Genomic DNA, 17867 nt, shown 5'->3' with positions numbered 1-17867 from the left:
GGAAGCCGGTGCTCCGGGGTCACTTCACCACGGTGATCCGGCCCAGGGCCGGAGGCGCCAGCGGCGCCGTCGCGCTGGAGTTCTTGGCCAGGTAGTCGATGAAGACATCCAGGTCGGAGGCGCCCACCAGCTTGTTGGTGTGCTCCTTCAGAACCGAGAAGCCGTCGCCGCCACCGGTCAGGAACTCGTTCATGGCGACCCGGTAGGTCCGCGCCGGGTCGATCGGCTCACCGTTCAGCCGCACCGAGTCGGTGACGATCCGGTCCGCGCCCGCCTTCGTCATGTCCAGGGTGTAGGTGAAGCCCTTCGACACCTGGAGGATCTTCGGGGAGCCCTGGTTGGAGCCGCTGACCTGCTGGCGCAGGGTCGTGAGCAGCTGGGCACCGGTCAGGTCGACCACATTCATCATGTTGGTGAACGGCTGGACGGTGAACGCCTCGCCGTAGGTCACCACCCCGTCGCCCTCGGCGCCGGAGGCCGCGCGGGTGAGCGGGGCGCGGATACCGCCCGGGTTCATCAGCGCCAGCTGGGCGCCGCCCTTGTCGGCCGGGGAGAGCGCGGCCAGCTGGGCGTCGGCGATCAGATTGCCGAGCGGGCGCTCGGCCTCGGAGAGCGGGTTCTCGATGTCGGCGGCGATATGCCCGACCGGACGGTTGGCGATCGGGCCCGCCAGCGTGTTCCAGCGGTCGATCAGCCGGGTCATGTCCGGCGCCTTGGGGACATCGCGGGTGACGACATGGTTGGCCGACTGCACGGCGGTGCGCACGACATCACGGGTGCGGCGGTCGTAGGTCAGCGTGGTGTCGGTGTAGAGCCGGCCCGCCGACGCCGCCGAGGTCACCATGCGCGGCTTGCCGGACGGGTCCGGGATGGTGCACGCGTACGCCTGGTGCGTGTGGCCGGTGACCATCGCGTCGACCTGGGGGCTGACGTTCTTGGCGATCTCCACGATCGGACCGGAGATGCCGTCGCCGGGGCCCGGGCTGTCGCAGTTGTAGTTGTACGAGGAGGAGGCCGGGGAGCCGCCCTCGTGCAGCAGCGCGACGATCGCCTTGACGCCCTTGCGCTCCAGGATCTTCGCGTACTTGTTGATCGACTCGACCTCGTCGCGGAACTTCAGGCCCTTGATGCCCTCGGCGTTGACGATGTCGGGCGTGCCCTCCAGGGTGACGCCGACGAAGCCGATCCGGACGCCGTTCTTCTCCCAGATGAAGTACGGGTCGAGCAGCGGCCGGCCGTTCTTCTCGTGGGTGACGTTGGAGGTGAGGTACGGGAACTCGGCGCCCTTGAACTTCCGGCCCGGCTCGTAACAGCCCTCGGTGGGGTGACAGCCGCCGTTCTGGATCCGGGCCAGCTCCTTGGCCCCCTCGTCGAACTCGTGGTTGCCGACCGAGGAGACATCGAGGTCGAGCTGGTTCAGCGCCTCGACGGAGGGCTCGTCGTGGAAGAGCCCGGAGAGCATGGGGGTCGCGCCGATGAGGTCGCCCGCGGCGGCGGTGACGGAGTAGCGCTTGCCCTTGCGGGCCTCGCGCAGATGGGTCGCCAGATACTCGGCACCGCCCGCGTCTATGGTGCGGGTGGTTCCGTCGGGGTTGGTGTGGGTGACCCGGCCGCCCGAGCCGGTGGGCGGCTGGAGGTGGCCGTGGAAGTCGTTGAAGGAGAGCAGCTGGACATCGACCGTCCGGCCGTGACCGTGGCCGTGCCCCTGGCCGTGACCGCGCTCGCGGGACTCGTCCGCCCCCGCGGTGGGCATCGCGGCGACCAGGGCGCCGAGTGTGGTGAGTCCGGCCGCCGCCGCGAGTAGGCGACGGCTGCGCTTGCTGGTGGATCCGGTGATGCTGCTGCGCGATCTGGCTGACATCGCTCCCCTTGTGGTCGGCGCCGGTATGCGGGCTGCGAGCGGCAGCCTAGGGTCAACGCGCGTAGCGCGACAGAGGGGTGAGATTACGACCTGATTGCCGTCCTCCCCTTTCCCCGCACCACTCCCTCCCAAAGCGACTCTTTTCGGCCAAGTAGCGGTCTTCGGCCATCGGTGGCCGAACGATCAACCCCGGGACGTCCGCCGGGGTCCCTTGAGACGATGCCGGCCCGGGGCGGCCGGACGGTCGCGGTCACAGTCACCGTCCGGGCCGTGCGCCACCGCCCCGGGCCCGGCAGCGCACGCGGTTCCCGCAAGGCACCACCCGGCCGTTCCTCCCGCTCGTCCCCACGTCCGTACGGCCGCCCGGCGACACCGCGACACCGGACGACCCGTGCCCGCACGGGTCCGAGTGAGGAGCATGAGGATGTACGCACGGAACAGAGTCCGCACGGGTGGCGTGGGGATCGTCGTCGCGGCGGTCACCGCAGGGGCCTTCACCGCCCCCGCCCAGGCGGCCCCCGCGCCCGCCCCGCCGCAGCACCAGGAGATCCAGCGGGCGATGGACGCCATCGTGGCCTCCGGGATCCCCGGGGTCACCGCCCAGCTCCGGGACGGCCGGAAGGTCACGAACAGCGCCGCCGGTGTCGGCAGTCTGCGCACCGGCAAGCCGCGCGGCGACCGGGACCACTTCCGGATCGCCAGCATCACCAAGACCTTTGTCGCCACCGTCGTGCTCCAGCTGGTCGCCGAGAAGCGGCTGAAGCTGGACGACACCGTGGAGAAGCACCTCCCCGGGCTGGTACGGGGCAACGGCAACGACGGGCGCAAGATCACCGTACGGCAGCTGCTCAACCACACCAGCGGGGTCTTCGACTACCTCGGCGACCGGCCGTACCGGGAGAAGTACGTCCTCGGGGACGGCTTCCTGAAGCACCGTTACGACTACCGCACACCCCAGGCGGCCGTCGCCGTCGCCCTGTCCCACCGGCCCGACTTCAAACCCGGCACCCAGTACGCGTACTCCAACACCAACTACATCCTGGCCGCGCTGATCCTGGAGAAGGTGACCGGCAACCGGTACGAGGACGAGGTCCACCGGCGGATCGTCGAGCCGCTGAAGCTGCGGGGCACCAGCGCGCCGGGGAACAGCTCGCTGATGCCGAAGCGCAGCAGCCGCGCGTACTCCACCCTGACCGAGGACGGCAGCGGGCCGGTCCACGATGTGACCCTCCAGAACGCCTCGCAGTCCTGGGCGGAGGGCGACATGATCGCCACCTCGGACGACCTCAACCGCTTCAACCGCGCCCTGCTCACCGGGAAGCTGCTGCCGCCGAAGCAGCTGAAGGCGATGAAGACCCTCAGCCGCCACTCGGACGACGGGGTCTCCGGATACGGGCTGGGGCTCGGCAGGGAGACCACCAGCTGCGGCACCGAGATCTGGGGCCACACCGGCGGCTGGATCGGCTCGCTCTCCGCCTCCTTCACCACGGCGGACGGCTCCCGGCAGTTCACCTTCAACCTCAACGGCGACTGGGCGAACGCCACCGGGTTCCTCCAACTGCTGGACGTGGCCTTCTGCGGCAAGCCCGCACCCGGGAGCCCGGCTTCCCGCACCCCGTCGGCCGGCACCCCCGCCACCGACGCCCTGGACTTCGCCACCCACGCCCGGAACGGAGAGTGACCGGCATGACCCGGAGCACCACCCGGAGCACCCGGAGCACTCGGATACGCACCGTACGGACCCTGCGCACGGGCGCGGTGGGCCTCGCGGCGGCGGCGGTGGCCGCGACCGCCTTCACCGCCCCCGCCCAGGCGGCCCCCGCGCCCGCCCCGCCGCACCACCAGGCGATCCAGCGGGCGATGGACGCGCTGGTCACCGAAGGCGCCCCCGGGGTGGTCGCCGCCACCCGGAGCGACCGGCACGGCACCTGGAAGAGCGAATCCGGCACCGGCGACCTCACCACCGGCAAGCCCCGCAATGTGAACGACCGCTTCCGGATCGCCAGCATCACCAAGACCTTCGTCGCCACCGTCCTCCTCCAGATGGAGGCCGAGGGCCGGCTGAAGCTGGACGACACCGTGGAGAAGCACCTCCCCGGGCTGGTGCGCGGCAACGGCAACGACGGGGCCAAGATCACCGTACGGCAGCTGCTCAACCACACCAGCGGCCTCTACGACTATCTGAACGACCCCGCGTACGCGGAGAAGTACCTGATCGGCGAGGGCTTCCTGAAGCACCGCTACGACACCCTCGCCCCCGAGTTCCATATCGGCGTGGCCATGGGGCACCCCCCGGTCTTCGCCCCCGGCGACCGGGCCGAGTACTCCAACACCAACTACGTCCTCGCCGGGCTGATCATCGAGAAGGTGGGCGGCCGGAGCTATGAGCACGAGGTGAAGAAGCGGATCATCAAGCCGCTGAAGCTCCGCTCCACCAGCCAGCCCGGCAACAGCATCCATATGCCCCGCCCGCACAGCCGCGCGTACACCACCCTCTACCTGGGACCGCAGGCACCGGTCCACGACGGGACCGAGATGAACGGCTCCCAGGGCTGGGCCGACGGCGACATCATCTCCACCACCGGTGACCTCAACCGCTTCTTCAGCGCCCTGATGCGCGGCACACTGCTGCCGAAGAAGCAGCTCGACGCCATGAAGACCACCGTCCCGATGAGCGGCATCGGCTACGGCCTCGGCATCTACACCTTCACCACCAGCTGCGGCACCAAGCTGTGGTCCCACTCCGGCGGCATCGTCGGCTCCCTCTCCCTGGCCGCCACCACCGAGGACGGCAGCCGCCAGCTCGCCTTCAACCTCAACGGCGACTGGGTGGACTCGGGCTCCGCCGTCACCGAGGCCGCCTTCTGCGGCCCCACCGCCCGCACCAAGGCCCCCACCACCACCCAGCTCCCGCCGGCCCTCCCCCGCTGACCCCCACACCTCCCGGGCGGCCCGACCACCCGCCCGGGAGCCCTCACCCGATCCGTGGCCCGGCCGCCTCGCCGCCGTAGGCTTCCCCCATGACGACTGACGCAGTGATCCCGGGGCCCGGACGGCAGATCGAGAGCCTCGACGAGCTGACGGCGGAGCAGGCCGGGGCGGTACTGGCACTGCTCGCGGACGCCGCCGAGGCGGACGGGACGCAGGCCGTCTCCGAGCAGGGCCGGCTCCAGCTGCGGGGCGGCAGGCGCGAAGGGGTGCGGCACCTTCTTCTCACCGTCGGCGGGGAGCTGACCGGATACGCCCAGCTGGAGGATGTCGACCCGGTCGAGGCGCCCGCCGCCGAGCTGGTGGTGCACCCCGCGTACCGGGGGCGCGGCCATGGGCGGGCGCTCGGCAGCGCGCTGCTCGCCGCCTCCGGGAAACGGCTCCGGGTCTGGGCGCACGGCGGCAAGTCCGCCGCCCGCCATCTGGCCCAGGTCCTCGGTCTCACCCTCTTCCGCGAGCTGCGGCAGCTGCGCCGCCCGCTCGCCCCGCTCGACATCCCCGAGCCGGTGCTGCCGCCGGGGGTGACCGTACGGACCTTCGTCCCCGGGCAGGACGACACCGCCTGGCTCGCGGTGAACGCCGCCGCCTTCGCCCACCACCCCGAACAGGGCTCGCTCACCCAGCGTGATCTGGACGACCGCAAGGCCGAGCCCTGGTTCGACCCCGAGGGCTTCTTCCTCGCCGAGCGCGACGGCGAGATCGTCGGCTTCCACTGGACCAAGGTCCACACCGCCGAGCGCCTGGGCGAGGTCTATGTCGTCGGCGTCCGGCCGGGCGCCCAGGGCGGCGGGCTCGGCAAGGCGCTCACCGCGATCGGGCTGCGCCATCTCGCCGACCGGGGACTGCCCGCCGCGATGCTCTATGTCGACGCCGACAACACCGCCGCCCTCGCCGTCTACGAACGGCTGGGCTTCACCACGTACGAGATGGACCTGATGTACCGCACGGAGTCCTGACCCGCTCCCCGCCGGCCCGCCACCCCGGGGTGACCGCAGCCCCGGGTGATCGCCGCTCCGGGTGACCACCCGGTCGCCCGGAGCGGTCACACCCCTGGTGGAATCCGGACAGCACACCCACCCCGCGAAGATCACCCGCACCCCGGCCGCCCCACGCCTCCCACCCGCACCGGCGCCCCGCCGCAGCTCAGGCCCCCGTACCCCGCCCGGCCCCGGCCCGCTTCCTTCCGGTCACCCTGTTGTTACCGGCCATTCAGACGGCGCTGGGACCCTCACCCCATGCAGCCCGCTGCCCCCGACCCGGACCCCGGCCGCCGCCCCCGCGGCCCCTCGCGCGACGGCATGATCATTCCTCTGCCCTCCGACGCGCCTCTCTCCGCCTTTACGCGGAAGAATGGGTTCATGAGTCAGCAGCCTGCCGAGGCATCGGTCCAGCACCCCCAGCCGTCCATCGGCTCCATAGCCGCGCGCCGACCGCACACCGTCGCCGCCACCGTCTCCGATCTGGAGCCGGATCTCGACGCGGACCTCGACGGATACGAGGAGGAGCGCGTCGCCCCCGGCACCGAGCTGCCCCAGGGCCGCTTCCTCGACCGGGAACGCAGCTGGCTCGCCTTCAACGAACGCGTCCTCGAACTCGCCGAGGACCCCACCACCCCCCTCCTGGAGCGCGCCAACTTCCTGGCGATCTTCGCCTCCAACCTGGACGAGTTCTTCATGGTCCGGGTCGCCGGACTCAAGCGCCGCATCGCCACCGGCGTCGCCACCCGCTCCGCCTCCGGACTCCAGCCCCGCGAGGTGCTCGACCTGATCTGGACCCGTTCGCGCGAGCTGATGGCCCGGCACGCCGCCACCTTCCAGCAGGACGTCTCCCCCGCCCTCGCCGACGAGGGCATCCACCTCATCCGCTGGCCCGACCTCACCGAGAAGGAGCAGGCGCGCCTCTTCACCCTCTTCCGCCAGCAGATCTTCCCCGTACTGACCCCTCTGGCCGTCGACCCCGCGCACCCCTTCCCGTACATCTCCGGCCTCTCCCTCAACCTGGCCGTCGTCGTCCGCAACCCGGTCAGCGGCCACCGCCACTTCGCCCGGGTGAAGGTCCCGCCGCTGCTCTCCCGCTTCCTGGAGGCCTCGCCCCAGCGGTACGTCCCGCTGGAGGACGTCATCGCGGCCCATCTGGAAGAGCTCTTCCCCGGCATGGAGGTCCTCGCCCACCACATGTTCCGGGTCACCCGGAACGAGGACCTGGAGGTCGAGGAGGACGACGCCGAGAATCTGCTGAAGGCCCTGGAGAAGGAGCTGATGCGGCGCCGCTTCGGGCCGCCGGTCCGGCTGGAGGTCGAGGAGTCCATCGACCCGTACGTCCTGGACCTGCTGGTACGGGAGCTGAAGATCTCCGACGCGGAGGTCTACCCGCTGCCCGGACCGCTCGACCTCACCGGCCTCTTCGGGATCGCCTCACTGGACCGGCCCGAGCTGAAGTACCCCAAGTTCATCGCCGGGACCCACCGCGACCTCGCCGAGGTCGAATCCGCCTCCGCCCCCGACATCTTCATGGCGCTGCGCGAACGGGACGTCCTGCTGCACCACCCGTACGACAGCTTCTCCACCTCCGTCCAGGCCTTCCTGGAACAGGCCGCGGCCGACCCCGACGTCCTCGCGATCAAGCAGACCCTCTACCGCACCTCCGGCGACTCCCCCATAGTCGACGCCCTGATCGACGCCGCCGAATCCGGCAAGCAGGTCCTCGTCCTGGTCGAGATCAAGGCCCGCTTCGACGAACAGGCCAACATCAAGTGGGCCCGGAAGCTGGAGGAGTCCGGCTGCCATGTCGTCTACGGACTCGTCGGCCTCAAGACCCACTGCAAGCTCTCCCTGGTGGTACGCCAGGAGGGCGACACCCTGCGCCGCTACTCCCATGTCGGCACCGGCAACTACCACCCCAAGACCGCCCGCCTCTACGAGGACCTGGGGCTGCTCACCGCCGACCCGCAGGTCGGCGCCGACCTCTCCGACCTCTTCAACCGGCTCTCCGGCTACTCCCGGCGGGAGACCTACCGACGGCTCCTGGTCGCCCCCAAGTCCCTCCGCGACGGCCTGGTCTCCCGTATCAACAAGGAAGCCGCCCACCACCGCGCCGGACGCCCCGCCTATGTCCGTATCAAGGTCAACTCCATGGTGGACGAGGCGATCATCGACGCCTGCTACCGGGCCGCCATGGCGGGCGTCCCCGTCGACATCTGGGTACGGGGCATCTGCGCCATACGCCCGGGTGTCCCCGGCATGTCCGAGAACATCCGGGTCCGCTCCGTCCTCGGCCGCTTCCTGGAGCACTCCCGGGTCTTCGCCTTCGGCAACGGCGGCGAACCCGAGGTGTGGTTCGGCAGCGCCGACATGATGCACCGCAACCTCGACCGCAGGATCGAGGCGCTCGTCCGGGTCACCGACCCGGCCCACCGCGCGGCGCTCACCCGGTTCCTGGAGACCGGGATGGCCGACACCACCACCTCCTGGCACCTGGGTCCGGACGGCTCCTGGACCCGCCACGCGACCGACCCGGAAGGCCAGCCGCTGCGTCATGTCCAGGAGATGCTCATCGACGCCCGGAGGCGAAGGCGTGCCCAACCCTGAACTGTCCTGCCTCCCCGCCCAGCCGGGGCCACCGGCGCCGGGGCACCGCCCCCGCGCCGGTGCGGCGGACGCCCGCGCCGGTGCGGGGGACCCCCTCACCGGCTATCTGCACACCCACGCGGGCGAGTTCCTGCGCGGGCTGCGGCAGCACGGCGAGAGCGGCGCGGACACCACGGCGGCGGCCGGCGCCGCCCGCTCGCTGCGGAGGACGGCCCGGCGGATCGCCGGGACCCTGCACACCTTCCGGCCGCTGCTCGACCCCGTCTGGGCGGACGGCCTCCGTGCCGAACTCTCCTGGCTCTCCGGCACCCTCGCCCAGGAACACGCCTGCACCGAACGGCTGGACCGGCTGCTGACCGCGCTCTCCCGGCTCTCCGGCACGGAGAACACCCCGGACGGGGACCGCACGGCGCAGGGGCCCCGGGGCAGCGGCGGCCGGGCCCGCGCCGGGAGCGGCACCGGACACGGACAGCTCACCCTCGGCGCCGCCCGCGCCGCCGCCCTGCTGGAGCGGCAGCTGACCCTCGCCCGGAGCCGGGCCCACTCCACCACCCTCCAGGCCCTGGGCTCCGCCCGCTTCCACGCCGTCGCCGACGCCGTCGCCGTCCTCGCCTCCGAACTCCCCCTCGTCCCCGCCGCCGGACCCCTGCACCCCGCCGCCGAGAGCGCCCAGCGGCGACTCCTCGACGCGGCCGACGCCCTGCCGCTCGGCCGCGCCGGACACGCCTACACCGCGGACGCCCTCCTCTCCGGGCCCACCGGCGCCCCCGCCGAGGAGACCCAGGACGCCCCCTGGCACCGGGTCCGCTCCCTGCTGCGGCTGCACCGCTACGCCCTGGAGGTCCTCGGCCCCGGCGCCGACCCGGCCCTGGGAAGAGCCGGCCTCCTCCTCGACCGGCACCGGGACGCCGCCGAGGCCGCCGCCACCGCGGCGAGCGCCGCCCGTACCCCCCGGATCGCCCCCGCGACCGCCTATGTCCTCGGGGTGCTCCACGCCGACCAGCGCCATGAGGTGGAAGCCGCCCGCTTCGCCTTCCAGGAGGTCTGGCAGAACTCCACCACGGTGAGAGCGGGCGCATGAGATACAGAAACAGGCCTGTGAGATACGGAAACCCCAACGGAAGCGCCAACGGAGGCGCCAACGGAAACACACCGGCCGGGGCGGACCGGGCCGGTGGCTACGGGGGCTGAAGGGAGGCCCAATGGCAGCGAACGGAACCGTGCACGCGGCCGGGTGCGTACTCTGGCGGCACTCACCCCACCCGGGCGCGGGTGTGGAGATCTGCCTCGTACACCGGCCGAAATACGATGACTGGTCCCACCCCAAGGGCAAGCTGAAGCGCGGCGAGGAAGCCCGCGCGGGCGCCCGGCGCGAAGTGCTGGAGGAGACCGGCACCCGCTGCGCCCTCGGGCCCGAACTGCCCACCGTGCGCTACCCCGTCGAGGGCCGGCCCAAGGAGGTCCGCTACTGGGCCGCCGAGGCCACCGGCGGCGGCTTCGTCCCCAACGGCGAGGTCGACCGGGTGGTGTGGCTCGACCCGCACGCGGCGCGCGGACGGCTCACCCAGGAGCGCGACCGTGAGCTGGTGAGCGCCCTCCTCGCCGCACTGCGCCCGGCGGACGCCGAGCCCGCCCGGTAGTACCCGTTTCACGGTCCCCACCCCGGACATCACCTCGGTGTGGACGGGGGACATCGCCCGCGACGACGCGCGGGCCCGGGGCACCGGAGGACCCGGCGCGACCGCGGGGCAGCGGTCCGGCGTTCCGGATCCATCGGGCCGGCCGGGCCGGTGCTCCAAGGGGCGATGCCCCGGACCACCGGCCCGGCCGATCGGTGTACGGTCCCGGATCATGCGCGTATCCCCTCCCCGCCGTGCGGACCGGCGCGCCCCCTCCGGGCGCCGACCCGGCCCGGTCCCGCCCATATCCCGGCACGGCTGAGCCCGGCCGACCCGGCCCGGCACAGACCCGGCGGGGGCGCCGAGGGGCGTTCCCCCAGGGACAGGAGCCACCGGCTCGCACCCGCGGTACGGCAGGCGTCCACCGGGGCGTACGGCACCCTCCGCATCCCCTGTTCACACAGCGCGGAGCGGGCACCCAGCCGCCCGACACGGTTCACCTGCCGTTCACTCGCCCCCATGGGCCCCGTCACCTGATCTGCTTAATTTCGGCCCTATGCGGTGACCGGCATCGGACCGGCTCCCCGTCATCACCGACCCACGCCGCGACGGCACGCCCGCACCTTGGACGGGCAGGCGCACCGGCGGGCTTCTGGAAGGAACACTGGAAAGTGAAGCTTCAGCGCAAGAACAGGCTTCGCGCCACCGCGCTCGGCGCCCTCGCCGTCTCCGGCGTCCTGGTTCTCACGGCGTGCGGCTCGGACGACAACGCCGGGAGCGGCGGCGGCGACAAGACCACCGCCGCCTCGAACATCTCGTGCGAGGGCGCCCAGGGCAAGCTTCTCGCCTCCGGTTCCAGCGCCCAGAAGAACGCCATGGACCTCTGGGTCAAGAACTACATGGCCGCCTGTTCGGGCGTGGAGATCAACTACAAGTCGTCCTCCTCCGGTGAGGGCATCGTCGCCTTCAACCAGGGCACCGTCGGCTTCGCCGGCTCCGACTCCGCGCTCAAGCCCGATGAGGTCGAGGAGTCGCAGAAGATCTGCAAGAGCGGCCAGGGCATCAACCTGCCGATGGTCGGCGGCCCGATCGCACTCGGCTACAACCTCTCCGGCGTCGACAACCTCGTCCTCGACGCGCCGACGATCGCCAAGATCTTCAACAACAAGATCAAGAAGTGGAACGACCCGGCCATCGCCGCGCTCAACAAGAACGCGACCCTGCCCGACAAGCAGATCCAGGCCTTCCACCGCTCCGAGGACTCCGGCACCACCCAGAACCTCGGCAAGTACCTCGGCGCCACCGCCAAGTCCGAGTGGCCCTACGAGGCCGAGAAGAAGTGGCCCGCCCCCGGCGGCCAGGCCGCCTCCGGCTCCTCCGGTGTCGCCGCCCAGGTCAAGCAGGTCGACGGCGCCATCGGCTACTTCGAGCTGTCGTACGCCACCTCCCAGTCCATCCCCACCGTGAGCATCGCGACCGGCGCCGCCGCCCCGGTGGCCGCCACCTCGGAGAACGCCTCCAAGGCCATCGCCGCCGCCAAGGTCGTGGGCACCGGCAAGGACCTCGCCCTGGAGCTGGACTACACCACCAAGGCCGAGGGCGCCTACCCGATCGTCCTCGTCACCTACGAGGTCGTCTGCGACACCGGCAACAAGGCCGACACCCTCAGCACGGTGAAGTCCTTCCTCGGCTACGCCGCGAGCGCCGACGGCCAGAAGATCCTCACCGAGCACGGCTACGCCCCGATCCCCGCCGAGATCAACGCCAAGGTCCGCGAGACCGTCGCGGGTCTGAAGTAACGACACCCGGGGCGGCCGGGGGCCCACCGGCCCCCGCCCGCCCCAACCCTCCGGTGCACCGCCGCCAGGGGAGGCCGCCGCTCTCCCCCACACAGACCGGAAAGACCATGGCATCCACCACACCCATAGACTCACCTCCGCCGACGCAGGCTCCGCCGGTCGCCCCGGAGAAGAAGGCGCCCTCCACCGGGCGCGCGGGGGACAAGATCTTCCTCGCGCTCTCCCGGGGCTCGGGCATCCTGCTCCTGGTGATCATGGCGTCGATCGCCGCGTTCCTCGCGTACCGCGCCGCCATCGCCATCTCGCAGGACGAGGGCAACTTCCTCACCACCTTCGACTGGAACCCGGCCGGCGACCCGCCGGTCTTCGGTATCGCGGTCCTCCTCTTCGGCACGGTCCTCAGCTCCATCATCGCGATGGTGATCGCCGTACCGATCGCCGTCGGCATCGCGCTGTTCATCTCGCACTACGCGCCGCGCCGGCTCGCCGCGCCGATCGCGTACGTGGTCGACCTGCTGGCCGCCGTCCCGTCGATCATCTACGGCATCTGGGGAGCCCTCTTCCTGGTGCCGTACCTCGAAGGACTCAACCTCTGGCTGGACGACTACTTCAGCTGGACCTACATCTTCGACAAGACCGAGATCGGCGTCGCCCGCTCGCTCTTCACCGTGGGCATCCTGCTCGCCATCATGATCCTGCCGATCGTGACCAGCGTCAGCCGCGAGGTCTTCCTCCAGGTCCCCCGGATCAACGAGGAGGCCGCCCTGGCCCTGGGCGCCACCCGCTGGGAGGTCATCCGGATGGCGGTGCTCCCCTTCGGCCGCTCCGGTGTCATCTCCGCGTCGATGCTGGGCCTCGGGCGCGCGCTCGGCGAGACCATGGCCGTCGCCACGGTCCTCTCCCCCAGCTTTGTGATCTCGCTGCATGTGCTCGACCCCGGCGGGGGCACCTTCGCCCAGAACATCGCGGCGAAGTTCGACGAGGCCAATGAGCTGGGCCGGGACGCCCTGATCGCCTCCGGTCTCGTCCTCTTCGTCCTCACCCTGCTGGTCAACGGCGCGGCCCGACTGATCATCGCCCGCCGCAAGGAGTACTCGGGGGCCAACGCATGAGCCAGACAGCCGTACAGAACCGGCCGCTCCCCACGCCGCCGCCCCCGGCGTCCCCGCTGACCGCGCGGTCGCTGCCCCGCTGGGCCCCGCTCGGCTTCGCCGCCGCCGCCGCCGCCCTGGGCTGCGGTCTGGGCGCCGTCGCCGGCTGGCAGAGCAGGACCCAGTGGGGCCTGGTCTCCGCCCTCTTCTTCGTGGCCATCTCCTATGTGGCGACCTCGCTGGTCGAGAACCGCCGCCAGGCCAAGGACCGGCTGGCCACCAGCATCGTCTGGGTCTGCTTCATCCTCGCCGTCGTCCCGCTGCTCTCGCTGATCTGGGTGACCGTCAGCCGGGGCATCAAGGTCCTCGACGGCTACTTCCTGACCCACTCCATGGCCGGGGTCCCCGGCTTCGAGGCGGGCGGCGGCGTCTACCACGCCATCGTCGGCACCCTGGAGCAGGTCGGCATCGCCACCGCCATCTCGGTCCCGGTCGGCCTGCTCACCGCGGTCTATCTGGTCGAGTACGGCCGGGGCGCGCTCGCCAAGGCCGTCACCTTCTTCGTCGATGTCATGACGGGCATCCCGTCGATCGTCGCGGGCCTCTTCGTGCTGTCGATCATGCTGATGTTCGAGCTGCCGCCGTCCGGTCTGATGGGCGCGCTGGCGCTGGCCATCCTGATGGTCCCGGTCGTGGTCCGCTCCACCGAGGAGATGCTCAAGCTCGTCCCCAACGAGCTGCGCGAGGCATCGCTCGCCCTCGGCGTCCCCAAGTGGAGGACCATCCTCAAGGTGGTCATCCCCACCGCGCTGGGCGGTATCACCACCGGGGTGATGCTCGCGGTGGCCCGTATCGCCGGTGAGACCGCCCCGATCATGCTGCTGGTCTTCGGCAGCCAGCTGATCAACAGCAACCCGTTCGAAGGCGCGCAGTCGTCGCTCCCCTTCTACATCTGGGAGCAGTACCGCGTCGGCAGCGAGGCCTCCTACGACCGCGCCTGGGCCGCGGCTCTGGTCCTGATCGCGTTCGTCATGCTCCTCAACCTGGTGGCCCGCGGCATCGCCCGCTGGAAGGCCCCGAAGACCGGCCGCTGACCGCGGCTCTCTGGAAGTGATCTAAGAACATGGCCAAGCGAATCGACGTCAGCGGCCTGACCGCCTACTACGGCTCCCACAAGGCCATCGAGGACATCTCGATGACCGTGGAGCCCCGCTCGGTGACGGCCTTCATCGGCCCCTCCGGCTGCGGCAAGTCCACCTTCCTCCGCACCCTCAACCGGATGCACGAGGTCACCCCGGGTGGCCGGGTCGAGGGGAAGGTGCTCCTCGACGACGAGAATCTGTACGGACCCCAGATCGACCCGGTCGCGGTGCGCCGCACCGTCGGAATGGTCTTCCAGCGGCCCAACCCCTTCCCCACCATGTCGATCTTCGACAATGTGGCGGCGGGGCTGCGGCTCAATGGCTCGTACAAGAAGAACCAGCTCAGCGATGTCGTGGAGAAGTCGCTCCGGGGCGCCAACCTCTGGAACGAGGTCAAGGACCGGCTGAACAAGCCCGGCTCGGGCCTCTCCGGCGGTCAGCAGCAGCGGCTGTGCATCGCCCGCGCCATCGCGGTCGAGCCCGAGGTGCTGCTGATGGACGAGCCCTGCTCGGCCCTCGACCCGATCTCGACGCTGGCGATCGAGGACCTGATCGGCGAGCTGAAGGAGCGGTTCACGATCGTCATCGTGACCCACAACATGCAGCAGGCGGCCCGGGTCTCGGACCGTACGGCCTTCTTCAACCTGGCGGCCGTGGGGCAGCCGGGCAAGCTGATCGAGATCGACGAGACCGAGCGGATCTTCGCGAACCCCTCGGTGCAGGCGACGGAGGACTACATCTCGGGTCGCTTCGGCTGACCCGGCCGCCGGAAGCCGACCCCGCCCCCGGGCAGGGGTCCCCCGGCCATCGAGACGTCTTGGCGGTGCTGCATGGCGGTGCCATCGCACGAGGCGAAGGGCCCGCCCCTCTCCCAGGGGGGCGGGCCTCTCCGTATGCCCTGGGTCCCTCTGTACGCCCTGGGTCCCTGCCCGTACGGCCTGGGTCCCTCCGGTACTCCCTGGGGCCGCCCGCACGCCTGGGGGGACGCCCTGGGGCCACCCGTACCCGTACCGGTGGGGTGGGCGCGGCCGCCCGTACCCGTACCGGCTACGCGGGCGGAGCCACCCGTAACGGACCGGTGGTCAGGAGAAGACCAGCCAGATCACGCCGTAGCTCAGCGCGGCCACCGCGGCCGCCGCCGGCATGGTGATGAACCAGCCCAGGACGATGTTCTTGGCGACACCCCAGCGGACCGCGTTGACCCGCTTGGTCGCCCCCGCGCCCATGATCGCCGAGGTGATCACATGGGTGGTGGAGATCGGCGCGTGGAAGAGGAACGCGGAGCCGAACATGATCGAGGCCCCCGTGGTCTCCGCCGCGAACCCCTGGGGCGGATCCAGCTCGATGATCTTGCGCCCGAGGGTCCGCATGATCCGCCAGCCGCCCGCGTACGTCCCCAGCGAGAGCATCACCGCACAGGCGACCTTCACCCAGATCGGGATCTCGTCCCCGCTCTCCTGCACATCGGCGATGACCAGGGCCATCACCACGATGCCCATGGTCTTCTGCGCGTCCTGGAGGCCGTGGCCGAGCGCCATGGCCGCCGCCGAGACCGTCTGCGCCATCCGGAAGCCCCGGCGCGCCTTGTGCGGATTGGCGTTGCGGAAGGCCCACATGATGGCGACCATCACCAGATAGCCGATCACCAGGCCGACCACCGGCGAGACGAACATCGGGATGACGATCTTCTCCAGGATCCCGGACCAGATCACCTCCGTGCCGCCCGCGAGGGCCGCGCCCACCATGCCGCCGAAGAGCGCGTGCGACGAGGACGACGGCAGACCGAAGTACCAGGTGATCAGGTTCCAGACGATCGCCCCGGTGAGCGCGGCGAAGAGGATGCCCATCCCCTGGCTGCCCTGCGGGGTGGCGATGATGCCCTCACTGACCGTCTCGGCCACTCCCTGGCCGAGGAAGGCCCCGCCCAGATTCATCACCGCCGCCATCACCAGCGCGGCGCGGGGCGTCAGCGCCCGGGTGGAGACGGAGGTGGCGATGGCGTTCGCGGAGTCGTGGAAACCATTGGTGTACGTGAAGCCGAGCGCGACACCGATGGTCACGATCAGGGCGAAGGTGTCCACGAGCTTCAGGACTCCTTGACCGCGATGGTCTCCACGGTGTTGGCCACATGCTCGAAGGCGTCGGCCGCCTCCTCCAGCACATCCACGATCTGTTTGAGCTTCAGTACCTCGATGGCGTCGTACTTGCCGTTGAAGAGCGTGGCGAGCAGCTTGCGGTGGATCTGGTCGGCCTGGTTCTCCAGGCGGTTGACCTCGATCCAGTACTCGGTGAGGTTGTCCATGGTGCGCAGATGCGGCATCGCCTCGGCGGTGAGCGCGGCGGCCCGCGCCAGCACCTCGATCTGCTGCTCGACGCCCTTGGGAAGCTCCTCGACCTGGTAGAGGACGACCAGGTCGACCGCCTCCTCCATGAAGTCCATGATGTCGTCGAGGGACGAGGCGAGGGCGTAGATGTCCTCACGGTCGAACGGCGTGATGAACGAGGAGTTCAGCTGGTGGAAGATGGCATGGGTGGCGTCGTCGCCCGCGTGCTCCGCCGCCCGCATGCGCTCCGCGATCTCGGCACGTGCGGACGGTTCGGCCCCGAGCAGCTCCATCAGGAGCTTGGAGCCCGTGACGATGTTGTCCGCGGACGCGGCGAACATGTCGTAGAAGCTCGTCTCCCGGGGGGTCAGACGAAATCGCACGTGGGGTCCTCAGGATGCTCAGGGTTCGGACACGCTGATGCTAGGCGCATTCATCCGGCCACGGCCAACCGGTGTTCCTCAGTGTCGCCCATGGAAACGCCGGATGAGCAGGGGCCCCCACGGGCATCTGCCGACCCTTTGGCGCACGGTTCGGTAACCTATACCCATGAGGGGTATATGACCCCGAGCTTCGGACAGACCATTTTCGGACACAGAGCGCACGACAACGGGAGGAACCGATGACGACCACCGAGGCGGCCGGCCCCCCGGTCACGGACACCACCGCGACGGCGGACGGACCGGCCGGCGGCGACCGGGGTACCGGACAGGACCAGGGACAGGACCAGGGACAGGACGCGGCGCAGGGACACGCGCACCACGGCTACCACCACCAGAAGGACGAGCACCTCAAGCGACTGCGGCGGATCGAGGGGCAGATCCGGGGCCTTCAGCGGATGGTCGACGAGGACGTCTACTGCATCGACATACTCACCCAGGTCTCGGCGTCCACCAAGGCCCTTCAGTCGTTCGCGCTCCAGCTCCTGGAGGAGCATCTGCGGCACTGTGTCGCGGACGCGGCGGTGAAGGGGGGCTCCGAGATCGACGCCAAGGTCGAGGAGGCCACCAAGGCCATCGCACGGCTGCTGCGCACCTGAGCGGTACGGGCCCGGCAGGGAGGGGCCGGTGCGGTACGGGTCCGGGGGACACGGGCCGGTGCGGTACGGGCCTCACGGGTACGGGCCCGAGCGGTACGGAACGAGGGGGCGCCCGGTGATCCGGGTGCCCCCTCCGTCGTCCCCGGGCGTCCCGTCACCGACCTCGCCGGGTGCCGGTCAGCGCGGGCGGCGGGCGACGGCCCGGCGCACCGGCACCGGGGCGCTCCGCCGCGACCTTCAGCACCTCGTCGATCCGGGCGAAGCTCAGCGGCTCCTCCGCGGCCGACGCCGCGATGATCAGATCACCGCACAGCTCGATCTCGGCGAGGGCCACGTGGTCCTGGACCAATGTCGTACTGGGCGGAGCCACGCTCGTTCACCTCTTCCTGCCGGTATCGACCCATCGACTCCCTAGCG

Annotated in this window: 15 protein-coding genes; 11 read left to right on the top strand and 4 right to left on the bottom strand. The window is 70.8% G+C overall.

Annotated elements, in window-relative coordinates; all coding sequences use genetic code 11:
* Window positions 1-19 precede the first annotated feature (19 nt).
* Entirely contained in the window at window positions 20-1861 is a 1842-nt protein-coding gene (locus ABT354_RS34795; protein ID WP_351501373.1) for a bifunctional metallophosphatase/5'-nucleotidase, read from the bottom strand.
* A 424-nt stretch (window positions 1862-2285) separates the two neighbouring features.
* Here ABT354_RS34795 and ABT354_RS34790 point away from each other — a divergent pair, with 424 nt between their 5' ends.
* The 10 genes from ABT354_RS34790 (at window position 2286) to pstB (ending at window position 14845) form a co-directional block, all read left to right on the top strand.
* On the top strand, window positions 2286-3542 hold the full coding sequence (locus tag ABT354_RS34790) for a serine hydrolase domain-containing protein (RefSeq protein WP_351501371.1): 1257 nt from the start codon (window positions 2286-2288) through the stop codon (window positions 3540-3542).
* Window positions 3543-3547: 5 nt separating this feature from the next.
* The gene (locus ABT354_RS34785; protein ID WP_351501369.1) at window positions 3548-4792 is read left to right on the top strand and encodes a serine hydrolase domain-containing protein; all 1245 of its coding nucleotides are present in this window, start codon (window positions 3548-3550) and stop codon (window positions 4790-4792) included.
* Between the two features lie 89 nt (window positions 4793-4881).
* Complete coding sequence (mshD, locus tag ABT354_RS34780) at window positions 4882-5805, top strand: mycothiol synthase (protein ID WP_351501367.1); 924 nt, start codon at window positions 4882-4884, stop codon at window positions 5803-5805.
* 402 nt (window positions 5806-6207) lie between these two features.
* The gene (locus tag ABT354_RS34775; RefSeq protein WP_351501365.1) at window positions 6208-8436 is read left to right on the top strand and encodes an RNA degradosome polyphosphate kinase; all 2229 of its coding nucleotides are present in this window, start codon (window positions 6208-6210) and stop codon (window positions 8434-8436) included.
* Window positions 8423-9517: a CHAD domain-containing protein gene (locus ABT354_RS34770; protein WP_351501363.1), complete on the top strand. Its 1095-nt coding sequence runs from the start codon at window positions 8423-8425 to the stop codon at window positions 9515-9517. Before ABT354_RS34775 ends, ABT354_RS34770 begins: the two co-directional genes overlap by 14 nt.
* Before the next feature lie 121 nt (window positions 9518-9638).
* Window positions 9639-10076, top strand: coding sequence for an NUDIX hydrolase (locus ABT354_RS34765; protein WP_351501361.1), 438 nt, complete (start codon window positions 9639-9641; stop codon window positions 10074-10076).
* Between the two features lie 650 nt (window positions 10077-10726).
* Window positions 10727-11854 (top strand): phosphate ABC transporter substrate-binding protein PstS, encoded by a 1128-nt coding sequence (gene pstS, locus ABT354_RS34760; protein WP_351501359.1) that lies wholly within the window; start codon window positions 10727-10729, stop codon window positions 11852-11854.
* 107 nt (window positions 11855-11961) lie between these two features.
* Window positions 11962-12966, top strand: coding sequence for a phosphate ABC transporter permease subunit PstC (gene pstC, locus ABT354_RS34755; RefSeq protein ID WP_351501357.1), 1005 nt, complete (start codon window positions 11962-11964; stop codon window positions 12964-12966).
* Window positions 12963-14039 carry a phosphate ABC transporter permease PstA gene (gene pstA / locus ABT354_RS34750; RefSeq protein WP_351501355.1) on the top strand — a complete coding sequence of 359 codons (1077 nt, stop codon included), beginning with the start codon at window positions 12963-12965 and terminating at the stop codon, window positions 14037-14039. The genes pstC and pstA overlap by 4 nt, the downstream gene beginning before the upstream one ends.
* Before the next feature lie 29 nt (window positions 14040-14068).
* The gene (gene pstB, locus ABT354_RS34745; protein ID WP_351501353.1) at window positions 14069-14845 is read left to right on the top strand and encodes a phosphate ABC transporter ATP-binding protein PstB; all 777 of its coding nucleotides are present in this window, start codon (window positions 14069-14071) and stop codon (window positions 14843-14845) included.
* Window positions 14846-15169: 324 nt separating this feature from the next.
* On the opposite strand, the gene ABT354_RS34740 is transcribed toward pstB, so the two are convergent.
* Window positions 15170-16168: an inorganic phosphate transporter gene (locus ABT354_RS34740; RefSeq protein WP_351501351.1), complete on the bottom strand. Its 999-nt coding sequence runs from the start codon at window positions 16166-16168 to the stop codon at window positions 15170-15172.
* 5 nt (window positions 16169-16173) lie between these two features.
* Complete coding sequence (locus ABT354_RS34735) at window positions 16174-16794, bottom strand: DUF47 domain-containing protein (protein WP_323451726.1); 621 nt, start codon at window positions 16792-16794, stop codon at window positions 16174-16176.
* 239 nt (window positions 16795-17033) lie between these two features.
* Between ABT354_RS34735 and ABT354_RS34730 the strand changes: the two genes are divergently transcribed.
* Window positions 17034-17450 carry a metal-sensitive transcriptional regulator gene (locus tag ABT354_RS34730; protein WP_351501349.1) on the top strand — a complete coding sequence of 139 codons (417 nt, stop codon included), beginning with the start codon at window positions 17034-17036 and terminating at the stop codon, window positions 17448-17450.
* A 154-nt stretch (window positions 17451-17604) separates the two neighbouring features.
* Here ABT354_RS34730 and ABT354_RS34725 read toward each other — a convergent pair whose 3' ends face one another.
* The gene (locus ABT354_RS34725) at window positions 17605-17820 is read right to left on the bottom strand and encodes a hypothetical protein (RefSeq protein ID WP_351501346.1); all 216 of its coding nucleotides are present in this window, start codon (window positions 17818-17820) and stop codon (window positions 17605-17607) included.
* Window positions 17821-17867: the final 47 nt, after the last annotated feature.

The organism is Streptomyces sp. NPDC000594 (assembly GCF_040299965.1).
Taxonomy (GTDB): Bacteria; Actinomycetota; Actinomycetes; order Streptomycetales; family Streptomycetaceae; genus Streptomyces.
Note: the sequence above shows the minus strand (reverse complement) of the source record. Positions and strands in the feature narration are given on the sequence as shown.

Excerpts from the sequence above, each read along its gene's own strand:
- ABT354_RS34795 (WP_351501373.1), bottom strand. The coding sequence starts at position 1,861 with ATGTCAGCCAGATCGCGCAGCAGCATCACCGGATCCACCAGCAAGCGC.
- ABT354_RS34790 (WP_351501371.1), top strand. The coding sequence starts at position 2,286 with ATGTACGCACGGAACAGAGTCCGCACGGGTGGCGTGGGGATCGTCGTC.
- ABT354_RS34785 (WP_351501369.1), top strand. The coding sequence starts at position 3,548 with ATGACCCGGAGCACCACCCGGAGCACCCGGAGCACTCGGATACGCACC.
- mshD (WP_351501367.1), top strand. The coding sequence starts at position 4,882 with ATGACGACTGACGCAGTGATCCCGGGGCCCGGACGGCAGATCGAGAGC.
- ABT354_RS34775 (WP_351501365.1), top strand. The coding sequence starts at position 6,208 with ATGAGTCAGCAGCCTGCCGAGGCATCGGTCCAGCACCCCCAGCCGTCC.
- ABT354_RS34765 (WP_351501361.1), top strand. The coding sequence starts at position 9,639 with ATGGCAGCGAACGGAACCGTGCACGCGGCCGGGTGCGTACTCTGGCGG.
- pstC (WP_351501357.1), top strand. The coding sequence starts at position 11,962 with ATGGCATCCACCACACCCATAGACTCACCTCCGCCGACGCAGGCTCCG.
- pstA (WP_351501355.1), top strand. The coding sequence starts at position 12,963 with ATGAGCCAGACAGCCGTACAGAACCGGCCGCTCCCCACGCCGCCGCCC.
- pstB (WP_351501353.1), top strand. The coding sequence starts at position 14,069 with ATGGCCAAGCGAATCGACGTCAGCGGCCTGACCGCCTACTACGGCTCC.
- ABT354_RS34730 (WP_351501349.1), top strand. The coding sequence starts at position 17,034 with ATGACGACCACCGAGGCGGCCGGCCCCCCGGTCACGGACACCACCGCG.